General features: G+C 61.7%; 20 protein-coding genes and 2 tRNA genes. 13 read left to right on the forward strand and 9 right to left on the reverse strand.

The annotated features are described in order from the left end of the window. The first annotated feature begins 203 nt into the window (after positions 1 to 203). Entirely contained in the window at positions 204 to 1,001 is a 798-nt protein-coding gene (locus HNO82_RS05440) for a transporter substrate-binding domain-containing protein (RefSeq protein ID WP_008327334.1), read from the forward strand. Between the two features lie 45 nt (positions 1,002 to 1,046). On the opposite strand, the gene HNO82_RS05445 is transcribed toward HNO82_RS05440, so the two are convergent. Continuing rightward, positions 1,047 to 1,838: a transporter substrate-binding domain-containing protein gene (locus tag HNO82_RS05445; RefSeq protein WP_175343005.1), complete on the reverse strand. Its 792-nt coding sequence runs from the start codon at positions 1,836 to 1,838 to the stop codon at positions 1,047 to 1,049. A gap of 624 nt (positions 1,839 to 2,462) precedes the next feature. Here HNO82_RS05445 and HNO82_RS05450 point away from each other — a divergent pair. Beyond that, positions 2,463 to 2,690, forward strand: a complete 228-nt coding sequence (locus HNO82_RS05450) for a hypothetical protein (RefSeq protein ID WP_008327329.1) — start codon at positions 2,463 to 2,465, stop codon at positions 2,688 to 2,690. 130 nt (positions 2,691 to 2,820) lie between these two features. Here HNO82_RS05450 and HNO82_RS05455 read toward each other — a convergent pair whose 3' ends face one another. Further along, entirely contained in the window at positions 2,821 to 4,065 is a 1,245-nt protein-coding gene (locus HNO82_RS05455) for an alpha/beta hydrolase family protein (protein ID WP_249776944.1), read from the reverse strand. A gap of 284 nt (positions 4,066 to 4,349) precedes the next feature. Here HNO82_RS05455 and HNO82_RS05460 point away from each other — a divergent pair, with 284 nt between their 5' ends. From HNO82_RS05460 to HNO82_RS05470, 3 genes are all read left to right on the forward strand, one after another. Then, positions 4,350 to 4,739 (forward strand): hypothetical protein, encoded by a 390-nt coding sequence (locus HNO82_RS05460; RefSeq protein WP_175343006.1) that lies wholly within the window; start codon positions 4,350 to 4,352, stop codon positions 4,737 to 4,739. A gap of 96 nt (positions 4,740 to 4,835) precedes the next feature. After that, positions 4,836 to 5,237 carry a response regulator gene (locus HNO82_RS05465; protein ID WP_034350101.1) on the forward strand — a complete coding sequence of 134 codons (402 nt, stop codon included), beginning with the start codon at positions 4,836 to 4,838 and terminating at the stop codon, positions 5,235 to 5,237. A 9-nt stretch (positions 5,238 to 5,246) separates the two neighbouring features. Then, entirely contained in the window at positions 5,247 to 5,477 is a 231-nt protein-coding gene (locus tag HNO82_RS05470) for a hypothetical protein (RefSeq protein WP_008327323.1), read from the forward strand. 77 nt (positions 5,478 to 5,554) lie between these two features. On the opposite strand, the gene HNO82_RS05475 is transcribed toward HNO82_RS05470, so the two are convergent. Next, entirely contained in the window at positions 5,555 to 7,189 is a 1,635-nt protein-coding gene (locus HNO82_RS05475; RefSeq protein ID WP_175343007.1) for an FAD-dependent oxidoreductase, read from the reverse strand. Between the two features lie 51 nt (positions 7,190 to 7,240). Beyond that, positions 7,241 to 7,786, reverse strand: a complete 546-nt coding sequence (locus tag HNO82_RS05480; RefSeq protein ID WP_008327319.1) for a VOC family protein — start codon at positions 7,784 to 7,786, stop codon at positions 7,241 to 7,243. Between the two features lie 173 nt (positions 7,787 to 7,959). Between HNO82_RS05480 and HNO82_RS05485 the strand changes: the two genes are divergently transcribed. Continuing rightward, entirely contained in the window at positions 7,960 to 8,403 is a 444-nt protein-coding gene (locus HNO82_RS05485; protein ID WP_008327318.1) for a MarR family winged helix-turn-helix transcriptional regulator, read from the forward strand. A 26-nt stretch (positions 8,404 to 8,429) separates the two neighbouring features. Here the strand turns inward: HNO82_RS05485 and HNO82_RS05490 are convergent, their stop codons facing one another. After that, complete coding sequence (locus HNO82_RS05490; RefSeq protein ID WP_249776945.1) at positions 8,430 to 10,025, reverse strand: sensor domain-containing diguanylate cyclase; 1,596 nt, start codon at positions 10,023 to 10,025, stop codon at positions 8,430 to 8,432. Between the two features lie 140 nt (positions 10,026 to 10,165). Between HNO82_RS05490 and HNO82_RS05495 the strand changes: the two genes are divergently transcribed. Together HNO82_RS05495 and HNO82_RS05500 are read left to right on the forward strand one after the other, a co-directional pair. Next, positions 10,166 to 10,513 (forward strand): hypothetical protein, encoded by a 348-nt coding sequence (locus HNO82_RS05495; RefSeq protein ID WP_175343008.1) that lies wholly within the window; start codon positions 10,166 to 10,168, stop codon positions 10,511 to 10,513. Positions 10,514 to 10,877: 364 nt separating this feature from the next. Further along, positions 10,878 to 11,666, forward strand: a complete 789-nt coding sequence (locus tag HNO82_RS05500; RefSeq protein WP_249776946.1) for a hypothetical protein — start codon at positions 10,878 to 10,880, stop codon at positions 11,664 to 11,666. Between the two features lie 66 nt (positions 11,667 to 11,732). Here HNO82_RS05500 and HNO82_RS05505 read toward each other — a convergent pair. Both HNO82_RS05505 and acs read right to left on the reverse strand, forming a co-directional pair. Continuing rightward, a tRNA-Ser gene (locus HNO82_RS05505) sits at positions 11,733 to 11,823 on the reverse strand. A 178-nt stretch (positions 11,824 to 12,001) separates the two neighbouring features. Continuing rightward, on the reverse strand, positions 12,002 to 13,984 hold the full coding sequence (gene acs / locus HNO82_RS05510; RefSeq protein ID WP_175343010.1) for an acetate--CoA ligase: 1,983 nt from the start codon (positions 13,982 to 13,984) through the stop codon (positions 12,002 to 12,004). 410 nt (positions 13,985 to 14,394) lie between these two features. Between acs and HNO82_RS05515 the strand changes: the two genes are divergently transcribed. The 4 genes from HNO82_RS05515 to HNO82_RS05530 all read left to right on the forward strand — a co-directional run bounded on the left by HNO82_RS05515 (position 14,395) and on the right by HNO82_RS05530 (position 17,729). After that, positions 14,395 to 15,006, forward strand: coding sequence for a YqhA family protein (locus tag HNO82_RS05515; RefSeq protein WP_008327296.1), 612 nt, complete (start codon positions 14,395 to 14,397; stop codon positions 15,004 to 15,006). 31 nt (positions 15,007 to 15,037) lie between these two features. Continuing rightward, positions 15,038 to 16,579 carry a fumarate hydratase gene (locus HNO82_RS05520; RefSeq protein WP_008327295.1) on the forward strand — a complete coding sequence of 514 codons (1,542 nt, stop codon included), beginning with the start codon at positions 15,038 to 15,040 and terminating at the stop codon, positions 16,577 to 16,579. Between the two features lie 42 nt (positions 16,580 to 16,621). Beyond that, the gene (gene murI / locus HNO82_RS05525) at positions 16,622 to 17,515 is read left to right on the forward strand and encodes a glutamate racemase (protein WP_008327294.1); all 894 of its coding nucleotides are present in this window, start codon (positions 16,622 to 16,624) and stop codon (positions 17,513 to 17,515) included. Positions 17,516 to 17,653: 138 nt separating this feature from the next. Beyond that, positions 17,654 to 17,729 (forward strand) — tRNA-His (locus tag HNO82_RS05530). 127 nt (positions 17,730 to 17,856) lie between these two features. Here the strand turns inward: HNO82_RS05530 and HNO82_RS05535 are convergent. After that, positions 17,857 to 18,522, reverse strand: a complete 666-nt coding sequence (locus HNO82_RS05535; RefSeq protein WP_008327293.1) for a response regulator — start codon at positions 18,520 to 18,522, stop codon at positions 17,857 to 17,859. 463 nt (positions 18,523 to 18,985) lie between these two features. Further along, entirely contained in the window at positions 18,986 to 19,795 is an 810-nt protein-coding gene (locus HNO82_RS05540; RefSeq protein WP_175343011.1) for a ferredoxin--NADP reductase, read from the reverse strand. Between the two features lie 315 nt (positions 19,796 to 20,110). Between HNO82_RS05540 and HNO82_RS05545 the strand changes: the two genes are divergently transcribed. Beyond that, positions 20,111 to 21,886: an autotransporter assembly complex protein TamA gene (locus HNO82_RS05545; RefSeq protein ID WP_175343012.1), complete on the forward strand. Its 1,776-nt coding sequence runs from the start codon at positions 20,111 to 20,113 to the stop codon at positions 21,884 to 21,886. The last annotated feature ends 36 nt before the right edge of the window (positions 21,887 to 21,922 follow it).

A 21,922-nucleotide genomic window follows, 5' to 3' on the forward strand; every position in this document is an offset into this window, starting at 1 on the left:
CCCCAACATCGCCCCGGCCTTGCCCCTCCATCGGCCAGTCCATATCGGCATCACATCATGCCGGATCGGCACCATCCCGGACGATAGCGTGGGCGCCTGTTGCGGCGCATTTGCAACCGGGCCGCCGCTCCCGCGCCAGGCCTGGCATGGTCATTGCAAACCCGCCCCGGCACGACACAGTCCATTCAACGAAAGGGATTTACATGAAATTTGCCAAACCGGTGCTGGCCGTCTCGCTGGCCCTGCTGGGCCTGTCCACCCAACTCGCACGGGCCGACGCGCTGGCCGACATCCAGAAGGCCGGCACCATTCGCATCGCCGTGCCGCAGGACTTCGCGCCGTTCGGCTCGGTCAATTCGGAGCTGCAACTGCAGGGCCTGGACATCGATGTGGCCAAGCTGATCGCGCAAAAAATGGGCGTGAAGGTGCAACTGGTGCCGGTAGCCAGCGCCAACCGCATCGCCTACCTGCAGACGCACAAGGCGGACCTGGTCATCTCCACATTGGGCAAGAATGCCGAGCGTGAAAAGGTGATCGACTTCTCGCAATCCTATGCGCCCTACAACAACAGCGTCTTCGGGGTAGCCTCAGTCAAGGTGAGCGGCCCGGCCGACCTGGCGGGCAAGACCGTGGGCGTGGCACGCGGCACCTTCCAGGACCTGCAGCTGACCGACACGGCCCCCAAGAGCGCCACCATCAAGCGCTACGAAGACAACAACGCCATGATCTCGGCCTACGTGTCCGGTCAGGTGCAGTTGGTCGGCACCGGCGATTTCGTGGCCTATGCGCTGGCCGAGAAGGCTCCCGAGAACAAGCCGGTGCTCAAGTACATCATCCAGGAATCCAGCTGCAGCGTCGGCCTCAACAAGGGCGAAGCGGCCTTGCTTGACAAGGTCAATGAGGTCCTGACCGCGTCCAAGAAAAATGGCGAACTCAATGCCATCGTGCAGAAATGGCTGAACGTGCCCTTGCCCGCCAAGATGGCTACCACTTTCCAATAAGCAGAACGGCCCGCCAGGGCGGGCCGTCCTTGCGGGCCGGATCGCTTACTGGTAAGTCGTGGCGATCTTTTCCGGCAGCGGCACATTGAGCCACTTCTTGACGATGCCATTGAGCTCACCGCTCTTCTTGGAGGCAGTCAGCGCCTCATTGACCTTGGCCATGAGCGCGGGCTCACCCTTGTTCATGCCTACATAGCAGGTCGAGACGTTGATGATGTACTTGAGCAGCGGCTTGTTGGCGGGTGTCTTCTCGGCCAGCGCATAGGCCACGAAATCGCCGGTGCCGACCAACTGCACCTGACCGGACACGTAGGCCGAGATCAGCCCGTTGTTGTCTTCGTAGCGCTTGATGATGGTGCTCTTGGGAACGCTGTCAGTGAGCATCAGATCTTCGAAGGTGGAACGGGCCACGCCCACAGTCTGGTTGGCCAGGTCAGCCGGACCCGCGACCTTGATGGCGGCCACGCCGAAGACACTGTTGTTGTAGGGCGCATAGCCTTGCGAGAAGTCGATCACCTTTTCACGCTCGGCATTCTTGCCCAGGGTGGAGATGATGAGGTCGATCTTGTGCGTCTGCAGGAACGCCATGCGGCTGGAGATCGGCACCGGTACCAGTTCGGCCTTCACACCCAGGCCCTTGGCGACCAGCTTGGCGACCTCGATGTCCAGCCCCTGCAGCTGCAGATCAGCCGTGACCGATCCATACGGCGCAAAGTCCTGCGGCACACCGATCCTGACCACGCCGGCCTTCTGGATGTCGGCCAGGTTGTCGGCGCAGGCGGTAGCGCTGAGAGAGGCCAGAGCGGCCAGGGCAATGATGGTCTTGATGAACTTCATGAAGGTTCCCTTGTTGTCGTGGATGTCGTCAACGGTGCGGCAGACAAAGACTTAGAAAATCACACGCCGCAATCCGTACGCGTCCCGCATCGTTGCCATGAAGCAGGAGCTGCCGGACGCGATCTTCTTCCCTGCAAGGACCATGCCAGCCAGTCCCGGATAGCGGAAATCATTTCCGTCATCGGAGCACCCGGGGGAAATCCGATATCGCTCCGGATATCGCTCCCGATCTCTGCGGTGCCTGCCCGAAGTTCTAAGGTTTCCGGATCGGACAACACCATGCCGGCCCACGCGCCAACGCCCATCCCCCGAGCGAAAGCGGAGAGGCCGGCCGCCGTGCACGATTGATCGCGACGAGGCAAAATCTAAGGAATGCAGGACTGGCCCAAAGGGACAATATTGTGGGAATTCGCTTGACACGAACTTCAAGCAGGAATAAAAAGCGGGGGCATCTTCGCTGTTGCGATCGCGCCAAAGATCGGCACCGGCATTCCCGCCAAATAAGAGCGGCCCGACAAAAATCGTAAAATCGAAGAAATAAGTTCTTCTGCCTTTACGATCGAAGTTATATTGCCGCAGGCACCTCAGCAACCTCATTCCAGACCAATCACAAGGGAGATACCCATGCCCAAGCGTTCCAAGACCATCGAACCCGTCGTGGTGGTTCCGCCGCAGTTTCTGACCGAACCGGATGGTTTCCTCAATGTCCCGGTGAGCCGCAAGACCCGCGATCACATCCACCACCTCAAGAAAAGCATGCGGGTTTCCAGCCAGGCTGAAGTGATCGAGAAGGCCGTCGCCATCGTGCGCGCCATTGATCTGGCTGCCAAAGGCGAGTTGCCCGAAACCTGAACCATTCTCGGCACCACCTCCGGCCATGCAAAAGGCCATCCGTTCATCCGGATGGCCTTTTTTCATTGCACGACCTGAACAGCCGCTTCGGCTGGCACGGCGCGCTGCCGTCGGCACCGCGCCAGGCGCCTTACTTGCCGGCCATCTTCTCATCGAACCAGCGTTTCCACGCCGGCACGGCCGTGGCAAAAGTGCCGCGATGCGTAGTCGGTCCGGTCGACACCGCCTGCACATGCGGATTGCCCGCGCCCATGGCTTGCGCGTAGGTCATCGCCATGCGGCCTACGCCAGGGGTGATGGCTTCGTCCGTCTCGCCATAATAATTGCGCACGTCGGAACGGATGACCCAGCGATAGGCCTGGGTCGCCGCGATCAGGCGCCCGTAGGCGGACTGGGCAAAGTATTGCGGGTCGAAATATTCAGGGCGCATCAACTTGTGCAGGTCGGTCGGAATGTCGGCCACATTGAAGGGCTGGCGATCATAGGCTTTCTTGGCCACGTCATAGACGGAATCCTTGAGTACCGAACGCGCCAGCCCCGGTACACCGTAGTAATTCTCGAAGGCGAAGGCCGAGAGGATCACGATGCTGTTGAGCCAGGCCGCATCATTGGGACGCGGATAGGTAAGAAAGCCTTCAAGCAGTGCGAACACATCCAGGGGCGCACTGGCGGTGGTGGCGGCATCGACCCTGATGCCGGCCGCCTCCAGCTTTTCGAGGAAGGCCATGGTCACGAAGCCGCCCTGGGACCAGCCCGAGAGGAACAGTTTGTCGTCGCGCACGCCCATGCTGGCCAGCACGCTGCGCGCCGCCAGCAACATGTCGTAGGTGGCCTGCTGATGGCTGCCCTTGACCATGTAGCCTTCCGGCTCGCTGGAAATGCCCATGCCGAAATAATCGGCACCGATGAGGGCATAGCCCTGGCCGGCGAACTGGGCGATCATCAGTTGCGTTTCGGGAGATTGCTCGGGGAAGGAAGGTACCTGCTGGCGCTCATACACTGTGCCATGCTGGTAGGACACCAGCGCATAAGATCTGGCGGACGTATCGGGCAATGCCAGCAGGCCGGACGCCAGGATGGGCTGATTGCCGCGCTCCGGGATCACCGAAGGATAGGTCACTCGATAGAGCAGCACGGCATTGCGCGCGGGCGTGTAGTTGACCTGGACACCGGAGAAGGCGGGCGTGTCCTTTTGCAGAATGGCATTGAGCCGGTCGACATCCCAACGGCCGATCAGCTGATAGCGCACACCCGAGGCCACCGCCTGCACCGCCGGAGCAACGGGCGTCTGCGCCCATGCCGGAGATGGCAAGGCGGACAACATCCCGGTCAGTATTGCCAGAACCATGCTGGCGCGCATCAGGCATGACTTCATTGCTTCCCCTTTTTTGTATTGGAATTGAATCGCTGCAATCGTTTGCATCGCCTGTAGACGGCGCTTGCGTGCAACATGCAGCGTATGTATATACTGTCCAGCCTGGCGCATTATGACGAGCCGGTGCGCGTCGCAAAGCGGGAAAAGCGGGGGCTTTACCGTGCAAGCGCAGGTTTGGGGCTGAAGTGACTTCTGGTATAAACAGTGACTGGAACGCCGTCTGCCCTTTCCCCCCGATGGCCGGCGGCGCCATTCACATTCCGACATCGAGAAACGAGCAAGCCATGAACAAGCGTTCCCCCTCCCGCGTCCGCTTTCTGAAGCTGGCCGCCCAGGCCGGCCTGATCTGCGCCGCAGCCCTGAGCTACCCTGCACATGCCCAGGCCAACCTGGACTTCTTCTCCAACACGGCCGTGGCCGACCTGAAGAAGGAACAGATCAACTCCCTCTATGCCGCCATCAGCGCCTCGCTGGATGCGGGCGTGAGCGGCAAGACCTCGCAGTGGACCGATGGCCCCAAGCCCTCCACCACGGCCAAGATCACGCCGACCTTCGAGCAGAGCACCCCGCCCTGCGCCAAGGTGGACCTGGTGGTCTCCAGCAAGCGCGGGACCGAGCCGCTGAAATTGCGCTATTGCAAGAACAGCGCAGGCAAGTGGGCGCTGAGCAACTGATCCGCTGACTGACTGCATTACTGCGCGCAGCGCGGCGTCGGCATGCTTTTTGCACCCCGCGCAACTCACACCGCTTCCTCAAGGTAGCTTTACACCATGGCTGATACAGACCAACATTTTCTTGTCGTCGATGACTTTTCGACGATGCGCCGCATTGTCAGCGGCCTGCTCAAGGAACTCGAATACACCAAGATCGTGGAAGCCGATGATGGCTCCACGGCCCTGAAGATCCTGGAGTCGGGTGCTTCCAACATTACCTTCGTGCTGACCGACTGGAACATGCCGGTCATGGACGGCCTGACCCTGTTGAAGAAAATCCGCTCCACGCCGGCGCTGGCGCATCTGCCGGTATTGATGATCACGGCCGAGGCCAAGAAGGAGAACATCGTCACGGCGGCCCAGGAAGGCGCCGATGGGTATATCGTCAAACCCTTCAACGCCACCACGCTCAAGGAAAAGATCGAGAAGATCCTGGCGCGGCGCGCACAGATGAAATGAGAGAGCGCGATGGACATCCCCGCCAATGACGACCAGCAGGAACCGGAACCGGGCAGCATCATCAAGCACGCCTCCATGACGACCCGCATCCACCGGACCATCTATACCCTGGAGAGTCGTATCGTGCAGCAGGGCAGTGGCGTGCAGCGCTCGGAATATCGTGTGCTGCTGGAACGCAATGTCATCAAGGACTGGACCGAAGGTGACGTGGCCCAGTATTTCGGACTGGACATCTACTGATTCCTGCGGATTGTGGTGCGCGCTTTGCACACACCGGCAGAAAACATCAACGGCAGCCTCGTGCTGCCGTTGTCGCGTCACGTCGTGCAAAGACCGACGCAGCGCTCAACCGCGGCGGCCACCTGCAACGGGTCGAAGCGAGTCCAGCGGGCTGCAACGTGCTGGTCCGGCCGGATGAGGTAGGTGCATCCCTCGCGCGCGGCATAGCGCTGTGCGACCAAGCCTTGCACATCCTCCAGCATGGCCCCGGAACCGGCCGGGCCGATGGTCTTGACCGCAATCTCAAGGCCTGCCGCATGCAGGCTGGCAGGGGTCTCGCCACTACCGAACACCAGTACGGTGAAGCCCTCCCCCAACTGATCCAGCAGCCAGCCCGGCCGCCTTGCCTGCCGCACCGGCGCATCGGCGCAGGGGGTGCCGGGCACCATGCGTGGGCCAAACAGGACGTTGTCGGGGGTATTGAGCGAGGACGCCACATAAGGCGTGGGCGTGGACAGGCGCCCGCTGTTGACCAGGGTCCGCGCGAACGGCTCGCGCTCGGCCAGGGTCAGCACGGCATCGCGCAGCACACGACTGACACGGCTCTTGGGCGTGATGAAATCGGTGGAGCGCGTGGACTGGCGCAGGTTGTCGTCGGCGGCGAAGGCGCGCTCCTCGTGATAGCTGTCGATGAAGCTGGCCGGTGCCTGGCCATCGATGACCAGCTTGAGCTTCCAGATCAGGTTGTCGATATCCTGCACGCCGGTATTGGCGCCACGTGCCCCGAAGGGGGAGACCTGGTGCGCCGCATCACCGGCAAAGAGTACCCGCTGGACGCGCATGTTGTCGATGCGGCGGCAGGCAAACTGGTAAACCGACACCCATTCCAGCTCGAATTCCACACCCTCGCCCAGCATGGCCTGGATGCGCGGGATGACCTTGCCGGGCTTCTTCTCTTCCTCCGGATCGGCGTCCCAGCCGAGCTGAAAATCGATGCGCCAGACGTTGTCGCACTGCCTGTGCAGCAATACGCTCTGGCCGGGATGAAAAGGCGGATCGAACCAGAACCAGCGCTCGGTGGGAAAATCGGCCTTCATGATGACATCGGCGATAAGGAAGCGGTCCTGGAAGAACTGACCGGTAAATTGCGCGCCGACCATCTTGCGCGTATCACTGTTGGCACCGTCGCAGGCGATGACCCATTGTGCCTGCATGGTGAAGATGCCATCCGGCGTTTCCACGCTCAGGGTGGCACCGTCGTCGTCCTGCTCCAGGGCCAGCAGGCGATGCTTCCAGCGCAGCTCGATGAGCGGCTGCGCCAGACAGGCTTCCACCAGATACTGCTCCAGATAGTATTGCTGCAGGTTGATCATGGCCGGCATCTTGTGCCCGGTCTCCGGTAGCAGGTCGAACTGGTAGACCTGGCGCTCCTCAAAAAACACCTTGCCCAGTTGCCAGCCCACGCCCTTGTCCACCATGCGCTGCGCCACGCCCAGGCGGTCCCAGATTTCCAGCGGACGCTTGGCATAGCAGACCGCACGCGAACCGATGCTGACCGTGTCATTGTCATCCAGCACCACGGCGGGCAGGCCGCGTGCTGCGCATTCCAGTGCGGCCGTCAGGCCGATGGGACCGGCGCCGATGATGACCACCGGATGGCGCAACGGTTGCCCGCTGCGCTGTTCATCAGATTGCCGGTAGGCGAAACGGGGATAGGTATAAGTGCTCTGCATGGGTGTCTCCTGTCAATGAACGGGTGATGCTGGTGTCATTTTTTTATCGGATCAATGGTCTGCCGCCGTGAATTCCTGCGCGTGCATCCAGGCAGCGTGCCGGGGCGCACGGCGGGTCCGCGACCACTCTTCGAGCATGTCCCACTTCACCTCGTCCAGGCGCTGCATCTGCTGCGCACTGGCGCAATCGGCGGCCAGTTCGATGCGGTGGCCACTGGGATCGAAGAAATAGATGGATTTGAAGATGGTGTGATCGGTAACGCCGACCACGTCGATGCCATCGGCCCGCAGGCGCTGCATGACTTCCCGCAACGTGGCTTCGCTGTCGACCTTGAAGGCGATGTGCTGCACCCAGGCCGGGGTATTGGTGTCGCGCCCCATGGGCGGAGAATTGGGGATCTCGAAGAAGGCCAGCACATTGCCCTGGCCGGCGTCGAGGAAGACGTGCATGTAGGGGTCAGGTGCCTTGGTCGAGGGCACCTGGTCTTCGGCGATGGCCAGAATGAAATCCATGTTCAGGTATTTCTGGTACCAGAGCACGGTTTCTTTGGCGTCCTTGCAGCGGTAGGCAACGTGATGGATGCGATCGATCTTCATGGCAGTCTCCTGGAGGGCGTTCTTCGAATTAGTAACGGTTGTTACTATATGGACAGCCGACGGCCAGGGTCAATGTGGAAGATGGGCAAGAACGGCAGCACAGGCAGGGGTCTTGACATGGATCAAGCGCAGGACGGCTGCGTTGAATTGGTAACATCTGTTACCATGCGGGAATGAAACTGCAATCCTTCTTTCCTTATCAACTGGCGCAACTGGCCGAGGCGGTCAGTCGTTCGGTGGCCGGTGTCTATGCCGACCGCTTCGGGCTGAGCCGTGACGAGTGGCGCATTCTGGCTGCCCTGGCCGAAGAGGGGCAGATGCAGGCCAGTGCTCTGGTGCCCCACACCTCGCTGGACAAGATGCAGGTCAGCCGCGCGCTGGCGCGCATGGAACAGGAAGGACTGGTACTGCGCCAGCCCTGTCCGGACGATGCACGCGCGCGCATCGTGCGGCCAACGGCGCAGGGCCGCAAGCTGTACCGCAAGATCGTTCCGATGGTGCAGGCGCGTGAAGCCTATCTGTTGCAGGCCTTGAGCTGTGGCGAGCGCGAGGCACTCCTGCGCGCCATGGAGAAGATCCGCGAGCGCGCCATGCAGGCCGTGGACGCGGCCGACTGAGGCTGCTCGTTGCCAGCCTCAGACCGCTAGGCGGACCAGGCCAGCTTGGGTTTTCTGACGGGGAATTCGCGGTAGACCGCCCTGCCGCGCCCGGCCTCCTTGGCCTGATAAAGGGCCTTGTCGGCGCTTTCGATGAGTTCGCGCGGGAGGTAGGAAAAGCCCTCGTCGGAGGTGATGGAGGTAAGGCCGATACTGACCGTGACCGTACCCTCGACGCTGGATGCGTGCGGGATAGCCCGGGCCCTGACGGCTGCCTCTATCCGTTCGGCCACGACGAGGGCACCGGCGCTGCCGCACTCAGGCAACAGCACGGAAAACTCTTCGCCCCCGTAGCGGGCCACGGTATCGATCTCCCGCTGGACGGCGCCGCAGATGGCCGCTGCAATGTTCTTCAGGCAGACATCACCTACCACATGGCCGTAGCGGTCGTTGTATTGCTTGAAGTGATCGACATCGATCATCAGCAGCGAAAACGCCCCGCCCACTCGCGCAAAGCGCGCCGCTTCGGCCTCCAGCAATTCATCGAAATGGCGGCGATTGATGGCGCCGGTCAATCCGTCACGGCGCGACTGAGTCTGCAGCAGCTCGAACATGGCCTCAAGTTCCGCCTGCGCCCTTACCGCATCAGCTTGTGCCCGCTCCCGCAGTGACACCTGCGCCACCATCCTGGTACCGCCGTAGCAGATCGCAAGCAGCAGGACAATGATGCCCACGCCGCGCACGATGGCATGCCTGGCCCAGCCGTGCAGGACTTCGTCCTCGGACACGGCCACGATGACAAAGAGCGGGTAGTTGGCAAGGTGCTTGAAGCCATGGATGCGCAAGATACCGTCCTGCGTCGAGCGGCTCTCTACCGCACCCGCCTCTTGCACCTTGATGTGCTGTTGGAACAAGGGCGACTGCGCGAGCGACTTGCCCATGGAATCGGCAAGCAGTGGCCGGCGATACAGGACCGTGCCGTCGTTCGAGCCGAACAGGATGGCACCCTGCTGCCCGATATCGAACTTGTGATAGAAGCGCTCGAAGAACTGAATGTCCAGCGTGGCCAGCACGACGCCACCAAACGAACCGTCGGGCTTGCTGACGCGGCGGCTCATGGTGAGAACCCAGTGTCCGGTCGACTTGCTGCGGATGGGCTTGCCGATGAAGGTGGTATCGGCCTGATGTGCCTGGTGATGCTGGAAATAGTCGCGGTCGCTGTTGTTGAATCGTGTTTCGAGAACCGGCTGGGAGGAGGCGATCCATCGGCCTTTTTCGTCATAGACGAACAGGCCCGCCAGTTGCGGCACCTCGCTTACGTTGCGGACCAGGAAGTTGTGCAGGCGCTCGTTGTCCGTGGTCGCCAGCCGCTTGTCCTGAACCTGCTCCATCACGGCCTTGAGCACGATGTCGACCTCGTCGAGCGCCTGGTCCGCATGCTGCGACAGGGCCAGCGCCATGTTGGCCGTGGCGCGGAAGGATTCGTCCATCTCGGTGCTGTGCTCGTGCCAGGAGGTCCATGCCTCCAGCACGAGGATGATGATGCAGACGGCCGCCACAAACCCCTTGGCCGCCCTGGACGCCACCTTGATCGGACACACTTGCATTGCTCTCCCCTGAACGGTGACGTCTCGTGGCGCCATTATTGTTCAACCGGGCGGGCATTGCCATCAGAGATTGCCTGAGATGCGCGTAGTGCGCCACAGCGCGGCAAGGCGGCTCAGGATTCTCCCGATGGTATCAAAGAGCCAACACAGTATAAGCTCGGGGGATGGGAGAAATCATGCTAAACAGTTTTGCAGAAGAGATTGCGGACCGATATGTCCTGATCATAGAGAAGCTGGCCGAGATGGCCGGAGCCAACCTGATCGTGGGCGACCTCATCCGCAATGCCACCCGCAATTGCCTGGTCGCGATGTCGGCTGCCGGTGCCGAGTCCGGCGAGATACGCCAGTACGCAGGTGGTCTGATCGGCAGGCATATCGGCGCCCTGCAGGCGCACAGCGGACGGACGCTGGCGGCATGGGTGCATGCCCGCAATCATATGGAATTCCTGCTGTTCATCGAAGAACAGGACGTGTTGCCACAGTCCGCAGAGGTGGGAGCCGGCGCCGGGGTGACGGTGCACTGAAGCCGGCAGCGGCCGGGCAAAAGGACAGCTGAGCGGGACAGAATCTGTCTCCCTGCGAAGCGCAGCACAAGCAATTTTCAGCTGCCCAAGAAGGGATTTGACGACGGCTACGGCGTTGGCACGGACAACCGTGCAGATCAGCTTGTGACTACGATTTCTCTCCTCTCGGCAATGCCGGCTCGCCCTTTCCTACAAAAGTTAGAGAAAAGCGCTGATCGCTGCGCCCGAAGTGACTGCTCTAGGATGATCCAGCCTTTCCGGTCCGTCGGACCGGTCCTGTGACCATACACTTTCTGGGGTAGTGACCACTATGAAGCTCGATTCGCTCGCACGTCCTTGCTTGCCCATCAGGACATTTCGCCTGATGGCTTCTCTTTCCGGCACGGTTGCACTGAGCCTGCTTGCTCAAGGCGCCCATGCAGATCCCTCACCGGCGCTCGATCGTTTCAGCCTGTCGGCAGGCGGCTATTACGTCAATCCGACCTTCAACGTCCAGGCCAATACGCGCTACGGCTCCGCTGACAGCGGTGACATCGACCGCAACCGCACCACCCTGCCGCGCTTTCGCGCCGAACTTCTGCTGGGAGACAGCCAGGGGCTGTCCTTCGATTATTTCCGCTACCGCAACGACTACAGCTACAGCACTTCGCGCTCCTTCAACGTCGGCGGTACGCCAGCCATCCTGGCCGGCACAGCCAACGCCAATATCGAGGTGGACTTCGCCTCGCTGGCCTACAAGTGGTGGCTGGGCAAGGGCAATGACGTGTTCGGCATCGGCCTGGGCGCTGGTTATTACCGCGCCCACTATGATCTCAGAGCCAATGGTGTCTTCAACGGCACCACCGGCTCCCTCGATGAAAGCGATACCGAAAAGACCTTCGCACCGCTTCTTGAGCTCGGATGGAAGCACGCTTTCAGCAAGGACCTGCGACTGTATGCCGAGGCTTCGGGGGTCAAGAAAAACTGGGGGACGGTGACCGGACACATCTATGGCGCGGCTCTGGGCGTGGAATGGTATCCGCTGAAAAACCTCGGCATTGGCGCCGACTATGGCATCACCCGCATTCATATCGACCGCGATGGCGGCAGTTCGCAAGCCGCACTCGATGTGAAGCTGACCGGGCCATCGGCCTATCTGAAAGTGCGGTTCTGATTCGGGATCGTCCGGCAAAGTGGCGAGCAATAAAAAAGCCCCGCAATGCGGGGCTTTTAGCACTACTGGCGGAGAGGGGGGGATTCGAACCCCCGATAGGCTATGAACCTATACACGCTTTCCAGGCGTGCGACTTAAACCACTCATCCACCTCTCCTGGATTTGGGTTCGCGTTCAGCGAAGCCACGCATTATAGCAAGCTTCTCGGCGAAGCCAAGTCTTTTCTGCATGTTTTTCAAAAAGACCATAAAAAAACCGGCAGGACCAGGCATCGCTACCACAACGCCCTGCCCCGCCGGTTTGCCTGCCGCCGCCTTGCAACGGCAGTATCAGGCTTACTGCGCTTCCTTGAGCTGATCCAGGATGGCCGGATTTTCCAGTGTGGAGACGTCCTGCGTGATCGCCTCGCCCTTGGCCAGCACGCGCAGCAGACGACGCATGATCTTGCCGGAACGGGTCTTGGGCAGGTTGTCGCCGAAACGGATTTCCTTGGGCTTGGCAATCGGACCGATTTCCTTGGCCACCCAGTCGCGCAGCTCCTTGGCAATCTGCTTGGCCTCGTCTCCGGTCGGACGCGGACGCTTCAAGACCACGAAGGCGCAAATCGATTCACCCGTCGTTTCATCGGGCTTGCCGACCACGGCGGCCTCGGCCACGATGCTGTTGGCGACCAGCGCCGATTCGATTTCCATGGTGCCCATGCGGTGGCCGGAGACGTTCAACACATCATCGATACGCCCGGTGATGGTGAAGTAGCCGGTCTCCTTGTTGCGCACCGCGCCGTCGCCAGCCAGATAGATGTTGCCACCCAGCTCCTCCGGGAAGTAGCTTTTCTTGAAGCGCTCCGGATCGTTCCAGATGGTGCGGATCATCGACGGCCACGGACGCTTGACTACCAGGATGCCGCCATTGCCATTGGGGATGTCATTGCCAGTCTCATCGACGATGGCTGCCGTGATGCCCGGCAACGGCAGCGTGCAGGAACCGGGTACCTGGGGCGTTGCGCCCGGCAGCGGTGAAATCATGTGGCCGCCGGTCTCGGTCTGCCAGAAGGTGTCGACGATGGGGCAATTCTCGCGGCCAACGTTCTTGTAGTACCACATCCAGGCTTCCGGATTGATGGGCTCACCCACCGAACCGAGGATGCGCAGCGAGGACAGGTCGTATTGCTTCGGGTGGACCTTCTCATCTGCATCGGCGGCCTTGATGAGCGAACGGATCGCCGTCGGTGCGGTGTAGAAGATGGTGGCCTTGTGGCGCGCCACCATGTCCCAGAAGCGGCCAGCGTTCGGATAGGTGGGTACGCCTTCGAAGACGATCTGGGTCGCACCCACGGCCAGCGGGCCATAGGCGATGTAGGTGTGGCCGGTGATCCAGCCGATGTCGGCAGTACACCAGTAGACATCATCAGGCTTGATGTCGAAGGTCCACTTCATGGTCAGCACGGCCCACAGCAGGTAGCCGGCCGAGGAATGCTGCACGCCCTTGGGCTTGCCGGTGGAACCGGAGGTGTAGAGGATGAACAGCGGATGCTCGGCATCTACCCATTCCGGCTCGCAGGTATCGGGCTGGTTGGCCACCACGTCGGAAAGCCACAGATCGCGCCCTTCGACCCAGTTGATCTCGGCACCGGCGCGCTTGTAGACGACCACGTGCTTCAGGGTGTCGCAGCCGCCCATGGCCAAGGCTTCATCGACGATGGATTTCAAGGGCAGCTGCTTGCCGCCACGCACCTGGTAATCCGCGGTCAGCACGGCCACGGCGCCAGCGTCGATGACGCGCTCGTGCAGGGATTTGGCGGAGAAGCCGCCAAAGACCACCGAGTGCGTCGCACCGATGCGCGCACACGCCTGCATGGCGGCTACGCCCTCAACCGACATGGGCATGTAGATGACCACGCGGTCACCCTTCCTGATGCCCAGCGATTTGAGGCCGTTGGCGAACTGGCAGACCTTCTGGTGCAGTTCGCGATAGGACACGCGGGTGACCTTGCCGTCGTCGGATTCGAAGATGACCGCAGTCTTGTCGGCATTGCCGTTGTCCAGGTTGACGTCCAGGCAGTTGTACGAAACGTTCACCTGGCCATCGGCGAACCACTTGTAGAACGGGGCGTTGGATTCATCCAGGGTCTGCGTGAAGGGCTTGTGCCATTGGAGGTTGTCCTTGGCCAGTTTGGCCCAGGTGCCTTCGTAGTCTTTTTCGAATTCGGCGTTCAGGGCCTGGTAGGCGTCCATGCCCGAAATGGCGGCGTGCTTGACCAGCTCGGCCGGCGGTGCGAATACGCGGTTCTCTTGCTTGAATGTCTCGATGTCTGCCACGGTAGTCTCCAAAAGGTTTGTTTTTGCTTTCCGCAAAACATAGGCCGTTTCACTTACTCAGTCCTTACACAAGCAGCACCCATCGGGGCGGGAAGCCGCTTGCATCAGGGCTGACCGGCGATGACGGCGCCTTGGTAGGCGTCGGAGCGGCACAGTAGTGCGCTGGCTCCATGGACGCAGACCTTCATATCGCTGCAATGTTCTCTGATGTTCAAGACAACATATTGGCATTCTGGCACAGGTCGATGTTTCCCGCAGGCACTGTCCACGGCGCTTGCGAGGCGGGTCCCCGGAAATGGGCGAAGGGCGTGTAGAATACGGCCCCAAATCCGAAGCCGCGCTGGTCCTCCGCAGTCGGCGCCCTCCTCGGATATCGCCACCATCGCCAGAATCACGCGTAGCCCAGACCCATGAAAAACTCGTCGCCCCAGCCTCCCCGCAAGATCGGCATCCTGCCCAACCTGATTTTCATGAGCCGCTGGCTGCAACTGCCGCTCTATCTGGGGCTGATCCTGGCGCAGTGCGTCTACGTCTATCACTTCTGGGTCGAGCTGGTGGACCTGATCGGTGCGGCCATGGGCAGTGCCAGTTCGCTGGCTCACATCCTGGACGCCGTGGCCATTCCCGGCGCCATCCGCCCGGAAAAGCTCAATGAACAAACCATCATGCTGGTGGTGCTGGCGCTGATCGACGTGGTGATGATTTCCAACCTGCTGATCATGGTGATCGTGGGCGGATATGAAACTTTCGTCTCCCGCATGAACCTGGAAGGCCATCCGGACCAGCCCGAGTGGCTCTCGCATGTGAATGCTTCTGTCCTGAAGGTCAAGCTGGCCACGGCCATCATCGGGATCTCGTCGATCCACCTGCTCAAAACCTTCATCAACGCCAATCTGTATGATGCCAAGACGCTCATCGCCCAGACCGGCATCCATATCGCCTTCCTCTTGTCGGCCATGGCCATCGCATATTGCGACCGGCTGATGGTGCATCCGACCGAATCGTCCGACAAGCCGCACTGACTTTGCCTCATCCAAACCGAGAGAACCAGCCATGACCATCATCAAGCAAGACGATCTCATCGAATCCGTCGCCGCCGCGCTGCAGTACATCAGCTACTACCATCCGGCCGACTATATCCAGCATCTGGCCCGCGCCTACGAGACCGAGCAAAGCCCGGCCGCCAAGGATGCCATCGCACAGATCCTGACCAACTCGCGCATGTGCGCCGAGGGCAAGCGCCCGATCTGTCAGGATACCGGCATCGTCAATGTCTTCCTGAAGATCGGCATGGGCGTGCGCTTCGAAGGCTTCTCGGGCTCGATCGCCGACGCCGTCAACGAAGGCGTGCGTCGCGGCTACTCGCACCCGGACAACGTGCTGCGCGCCTCCATCGTGGCCGACCCGCAGTTCGAGCGCAAGAACACCAAGGACAACACCCCGGCCGTGATCCACATGGAACTGGTGCCCGGCAACACCGTGGACGTGCAGATCGCGGCCAAGGGCGGCGGCTCCGAGAACAAGACCAAGTTCGTCATGTTGAATCCCTCCGACAACCTGGTGGACTGGGTCCTGAAGACGGTCCCGACCATGGGTGCCGGCTGGTGCCCGCCGGGCATGCTGGGTATCGGCATCGGCGGCACCGCCGAGAAGGCCATGCTGATGGCCAAGGAAGTGCTGATGGAAGACATCGACATGTACGAGCTCTTGAAGCGCGGCCCGCAGAACAAGACCGAAGAACTGCGTATCGAGCTCTATGAGAAGGTCAACGCACTGGGCATCGGCGCACAGGGCCTGGGCGGCCTGACCACCGTGCTGGATGTGAAGATCATGATGCACCCGACCCATGCGGCCTCCAAGCCCGTGGCCATGATCCCCAACTGTGCCGCGACCCGCCACGGCCACTTCGTGCTGGATGGCTCCGGCCCGGCCTACATGGAACCGCCGTCGCTGTCGGACTGGCCTGAAGTGCACTGGGTAGCCGACACCGAGAAGTCCCAGCGCGTCAATCTGGACACCCTGACCAAGGAAGAAGTCGCCTCCTGGAAGCCGGGCCAGACCCTGCTGTTGAACGGCAAGATGCTGACCGGCCGCGATGCCGCCCACAAGCGCATCCAGGACATGCTGGCCAAGGGCGAGAAGCTGCCGGTGGACTTCACCAACCGCGTGATCTACTACGTCGGCCCGGTCGATCCGGTACGCGACGAAGTGGTGGGTCCGGCTGGCCCGACCACCGCCACCCGCATGGACAAGTTCACCGACATGATGCTGGAGCAGACCGGTCTGATCTCCATGATCGGCAAGTCCGAGCGCGGCCCGGCTGCCATCGAGGCGATCAAGAAGCACAAGTCGGCCTACCTGATGGCCGTGGGTGGTTCGGCTTACCTGGTCTCCAAGGCGATCAAGTCGGCCAAGGTGCTGGGTTTTGCCGACCTGGGCATGGAAGCGATCTACGAGTTCGACGTCAAGGACATGCCGGTGACGGTGGCCGTGGACGCCAACGGCATCTCGGTGCACAACACCGGGCCGGCCGAATGGAAGGAAAAGATCGCCCAGAGCGTGTCGCTTTCCAAGATCCCCGTCACCACGGCCTGATCAAACTCAGGCAAGCCTCGCAGCAGGAGCGCGCGCAGCACCATGAATGAAGCCGTCAAGCAGGTCAGCGTGCCTTCTGCCGCAGGGTCTGACAGCACTACCGCAATGCCGACCGCAGCTGATGCCGCGGTCGGCATTTTCGATTCCGGCATCGGCGGCCTGTCGGTGCTGCGTCACATCCACGCCGCCCTGCCGCGCGAACAATTGCTCTACTTTGCCGACTCCGGCTATGCGCCCTATGGCGACAAGACCGAAGCGCAAATCGTGGAGCGCTCCCTGGCCATCGCCTCCTTCCTGCTGGAGCAAGGCGTGAAGGCCCTGGTGGTGGCCTGCAATACCGCCACCGCCGCCGCCATCCAGGCCATCCGCGCGCACTGGCCGCAACTGATCGTGGTGGGCATCGAGCCCGGCCTCAAACCGGCTGCCCAGCAAACCCGCAGCGGCACCGTCGGCGTGCTGGCCACGCGCAGCACGCTGGCCAGCACGCGCTTTGCCTTGTTGCAGCAGCAGATGCAGGCGCAGTATCAGGTGCGTTACCTGCCCCAGGCCTGCGTGGGCCTGGTGGACCTGATCGAGAAAGGTGAACTGTTCTCGCCAGCGACGGTGCAACTGCTGGAGCGCTATCTGGCACCCCTCCTGGAGCAGGGCGCCGATACGCTGGTACTGGGCTGCACCCACTACCCCTTCGTGCGCCCGGCCATCGAGAGCGTATGCAAACGCCTGATCGGTGAGGTCCCGGAGATCATCGATACCGGCCAGGCCGTCACCCGGCAACTGCAACGCCTGCTACAGACCGAGGGCTTGCAGACCCGGGCCGCCACCGGCTCGCTGGCCGGCTTCACCACGGCCAGCGGCACGACGCTGGAACAGGCCTTCCGGGGGCTGCTCAAGCTCGATCCCCCGGTACGGGCCTTGCTGCCACAAGCCGGTGGGTGAAGCAGATCCTGGCTGGGTGAGGAAGGAATTTCAGGGGAATTGCCAATTTGCATGGAAATTGTGTTGCCATTCCCTTCAAGTGTTTGTATAATCTTTTGCTTACTTGATGACGGACGCGAGTCTGTCTGACAGTCGACGGTGGCTGTAGCTCAGTTGGTAGAGTCCAGGATTGTGATTCCTGTCGTCGTGGGTTCGAGTCCCATCAGCCACCCCACAAATTCAAGCAAAAAGCCCGGTCCTGGTGACCGGGCTTTTTGTTTTGGCGGGGCGCGCCGCCTTACCTCCTCTGCTCCCCTCCCCGACAAGGCCGGCACCAATGCGGTGCCGGGCACTTTCCTGCGTCAGTTGATCATCCCCGTCGAATACGCATACTTGATCAGCTCCGCATCCGTACTCAATCCCAGCTTGCGCATGGCATTGTTCTTGTGAGTGCTGATGGTGCTGGGCGTGCGCGAAAGGCGCACGCAGATTTCCCCCAAAGACTGCCCCTCGACGAACAGACGCACCACTTCCAGCTCGCTCTGGGTCAGCTCGCGCACCAGGCCGAAGCCCTCGCCCTGGGCCCAGCTCATCTCCAGCTCGCCGCGCAGCGAGACCGGGAAATACAGCTGCTTGCTGCTCTGGGTGGCCAGGCAGGCATTGATCAGCTCGTCGGTCTTCTCGCGCTTGTTGATGACGGCAAACACGCCCATGCGATACAGGCGCCGGATGACCGCACCATTGTTCATGGCGGTGTAGACGATCACCTTGGTCGACGGATGCTCGGTCTTGAGGCGCTTGACCAGCGCGAAGCCATCGGACTCGTCGCTGTCATCGGCCGGCATGGCGAAGTCGGTGATGACGATCTCGCAGGGCGAACGCTTGAGCGCGTTGATCAGGGCTTCGCCATTCTCGACTTCCAGGTCGATACGGATTTCCGGCAGGCGCGCCAGCTCACCCCGAAGCGCGCCCAACACGATGGGATGATCATCGGCTATGGCAACGTGCAGGACTTTCTTCAAATTCATGCTACCCCCAAATGGTTCAATTGACTGACAGGTGGCGACTCCGCGACATCATTGCCCGCGTTCATCCTCCCATATATCGCCTTTGTATTGCCTCGGCTGGCGCCCTCGATTTGTCTGCATCGATGTCGGCTCCCCATGTCGGACGATGCCACTACGGCATCGCGAAAACTTCCATCGTTAGGAGATAGAGAAAATCTGAAGAAAATAGAAAGGAAAGTGCGTTATTCCCACAAAAAATCGAATTATTTCGAGGTGTCAATAGAAAATATTCGATCCCAAGCTTTTAGTGAAGATATCTAAAAAATATTTGTGACCTGGCTCGATATCGTGTGAGGTTCCCACGGAATTCTCATCGCTCCTCACCAACACGCACCATCAAGCCCAGGTACGCCCAAGCTGCATCGCAGCGTCCTGGCTTTGTCCGGCTGACGCCTCAAGGGCTTGCACCGGGGCGCCTCCTGCATCACCAGTAATCCTCGGTCACGAACTGCCCGCCACCGGTACGCCGCAGCGGCGTCATGCCGCGTTCCCGCAGCAACTCGCGCACCTCGGTGACCATGTCCGGATTGCCACAGGCCATCACGCGGCTGTGCTCGGGGCTCAGGGCCAGACCGCTGGCCTGTTCCAGCCGGCCGTCCCGGAGCAGAGTCGTGATGCGCCCGCCCAGCCAGCCTGGGGCGACCGGCAGGTCGGCCTCGCGCGTGACGCAGCACAGCCGATGCAGGCGCGCCGGCCAGTCCTGCTCGCGGGCTTGCTGCTGCAAGCGGGCGAAGGTTTCGGTATAGGCCAGTTCCTCGCGCTGGCGTACACCGTGGACCACGATCAAATCCTCGAATCGCTGCCACACCTCGGGCTGCTGCAGGATCGAGACATATGGCCCCAGGCCGGTACCGGTGGCCAGCATCCACAACTGGCGACCATCGGCGAAACGATCGGCAGTCATGAAGCCGTAACTGAGCTTTTCGACCCAGACGGCATCGCCCGGCTGAAGCTGGTTCAGGCGTGAAGTGAATTTTCCTTCCGGGACGATGATGGCGTAGTACTCCAGGTAATCGTCCCCTTCGGCCGAGGTGATCGAATAGGCACGCGAGACCACCTCGCCATCGATCTCCAGGCCCAGGCGCGCAAACTGCCCGGCCGTGAAACCGTAGCCGGCCGGGCGCGTGGTGCGAAAGCTCAACAGCTTGTCGGTCCAGCGATGCACCCACAACAGGCGCTCGCAAGTCGCCTTTTCCGAATACGCATCAAAGCTCACACTACTGGTACTGCTCACAGGATTCTCCTTCGATGAACTGCCAGATTGCCCGTACGACAACCACTGCCGGGGCATTACAATAGCGGGATGAACAGGCGGGCAGGCCCTCCGGGGCTTGCACCGGCAATACAGCAAGCGGCGTGCATGGCACCGTGTCACAGGATGACATGCAGGGCGAGCCGAAAATGAAGCTTGCGCCGCCTGCACGGCCAGGAACTATCCGCACTGCGCAAAGGTCAGGCCTGGGTGGCATGCCGCCAGCCCTCATCCTACCCGACTTGCCTTGCGGCGCGTCAGGCCGCCTCAACCGACAACCGATGATGCAGTGAATCAATGACTTGGACCCGCAGTCTGGCCATCGCCTTCCTCTGGTGCGCCGCCGATACCGCCCACGCCGCCTACAAGGTACAGATCGACGCCCCACGGCCGGTGCAGTCGCTGCTCAAGGATTTCCTGGACCTCTCGCGCTACCAGGACCGCGACGACATCAGCGACGAGCAGCTCAAGTTCATGATGGATACCGCCGCCGACCAGGTGCGTGAGCTGACCTCCACCGAGGGTTACTTCACGCCCGTCACCAAGGTCAGCCAGCAGGACGATGCCGGCGCGGAGGGCAAGAAGGCGGTACGCCGCATCACCATCAGCGTAGACCCCGGTCCGCGCACCGCCATCAGTGCGACCGACATCGGCGTCACCGGCGTGGCCGCGCGCGAGGACCAGGCCACCGTGGCGCGTATCCGCGCAGACTGGGCGCTGCCGGTCGGCCAGCCCTTCCGCCAGGAAGACTGGGACCGCGCCAAGAACGCCGGCCTGGAAAAACTGCAGCAGAAGAAGTACGCCGCTGCCCGCATCGCCAGCTCCGAGGCGCGTATCGATCCCGACGAGCACCAGGCCGAGCTGGCCGTGCGCTATGACAGCGGTCCGGCCTTCACGCTGGGGCCTGTGCAGATCACCGGCACCCGGCGCTACCCGGAAAGCATCATCCGCCACGTCAATCCGCTCATCGTGGGCGAATCCTATGACGTCAACCGCCTGCTGGCCCTGCAACGGCAGATCCAGAACACGCCGTATTTTTCCAATGCCATCGTGGCCATCGATGACGATCCCGCGCATCCCGACCAGACCCCGGTGAAGGTACAGGTCACCGAGTTCCCGACCCAGCGCATCCGCGCCGGCGTGGGCTACAGCACCGATACCGGCGCCCAGGTCGAGGGCCGCTACTCGCACTACAACGTGTTCAACAAGGCCTACGTCTTCGACAGTCAGTTGCGGCTGGAGCAGAAGCGCCAGTACGGCGTGCTGTCGCTGGCCATGCCGCCGGACGACAAGGCCTTCGTCAACAGCCTCAATACCTCCTACGACCGGACCAAGTTGGAAGGCATCGATCTGCGCAGCCAGCAGGTCGGGTTCAAGCGCGCGCGCAACAGCGAGAACTACGACACCACCTACTCGCTGACCTATTACCGCGACGAGCTCAGCCAGGAAGACGGCAGCACCCTGCCCGCCAACACCATCGTCACGCCCGGCAAGCACCGCGCGCTGGTGCCGGGCTTTGCCTGGTCGCGCCGCAACGTGGATGACCCGATCTTCCCGCGCAAGGGCAACCTGCTGACCCTGGAAGCCGGTTTCGCCCTCAAGGGCTTGCTGACCGACCAGAGCTTCTCGCGCCTGTATGGCCGCTTCAAGCAGTTCGTGCCGGTCGGCAAGCGCGACATCGTGGTGCTGCGCGCAGAACTGGGCGGGGTCTTCACGGCGGGCAGTGCCGGAGCGGTGCCGCCCTCGCTGCTGTTTCGCACCGGCGGCAACGATTCGGTGCGCGGCTACAGCTACCAGAGCATCGGCAACGAGCAGAACGGTACCGTCTATCCGACCAAGTACCTGGCCGTGGGCAGCTCGGAGTACCAGCGCTGGTTCAGCGAGAACTGGGGGGCGGCGGTCTTCTATGACGTGGGCGCAGCCGCCGACAACTGGAACAACAAGACCTTCTATCACGGGGTCGGTACCGGTGCGCGCTGGCGCAGTCCGGTCGGCACGCTCAACCTGGACCTGGCCTATGGCATCCAGAAGCACCAGATCCGGCCGCACGTTTCGCTGGGCATCGCGTTCTAGCGCCGGACCGGCAGCGCGCCCACCTCCCGATGAACT

The organism is Herbaspirillum sp. C9C3, from assembly GCF_013359625.1.
Lineage (GTDB): Bacteria > Pseudomonadota > Gammaproteobacteria > Burkholderiales > Burkholderiaceae_D > Herbaspirillum.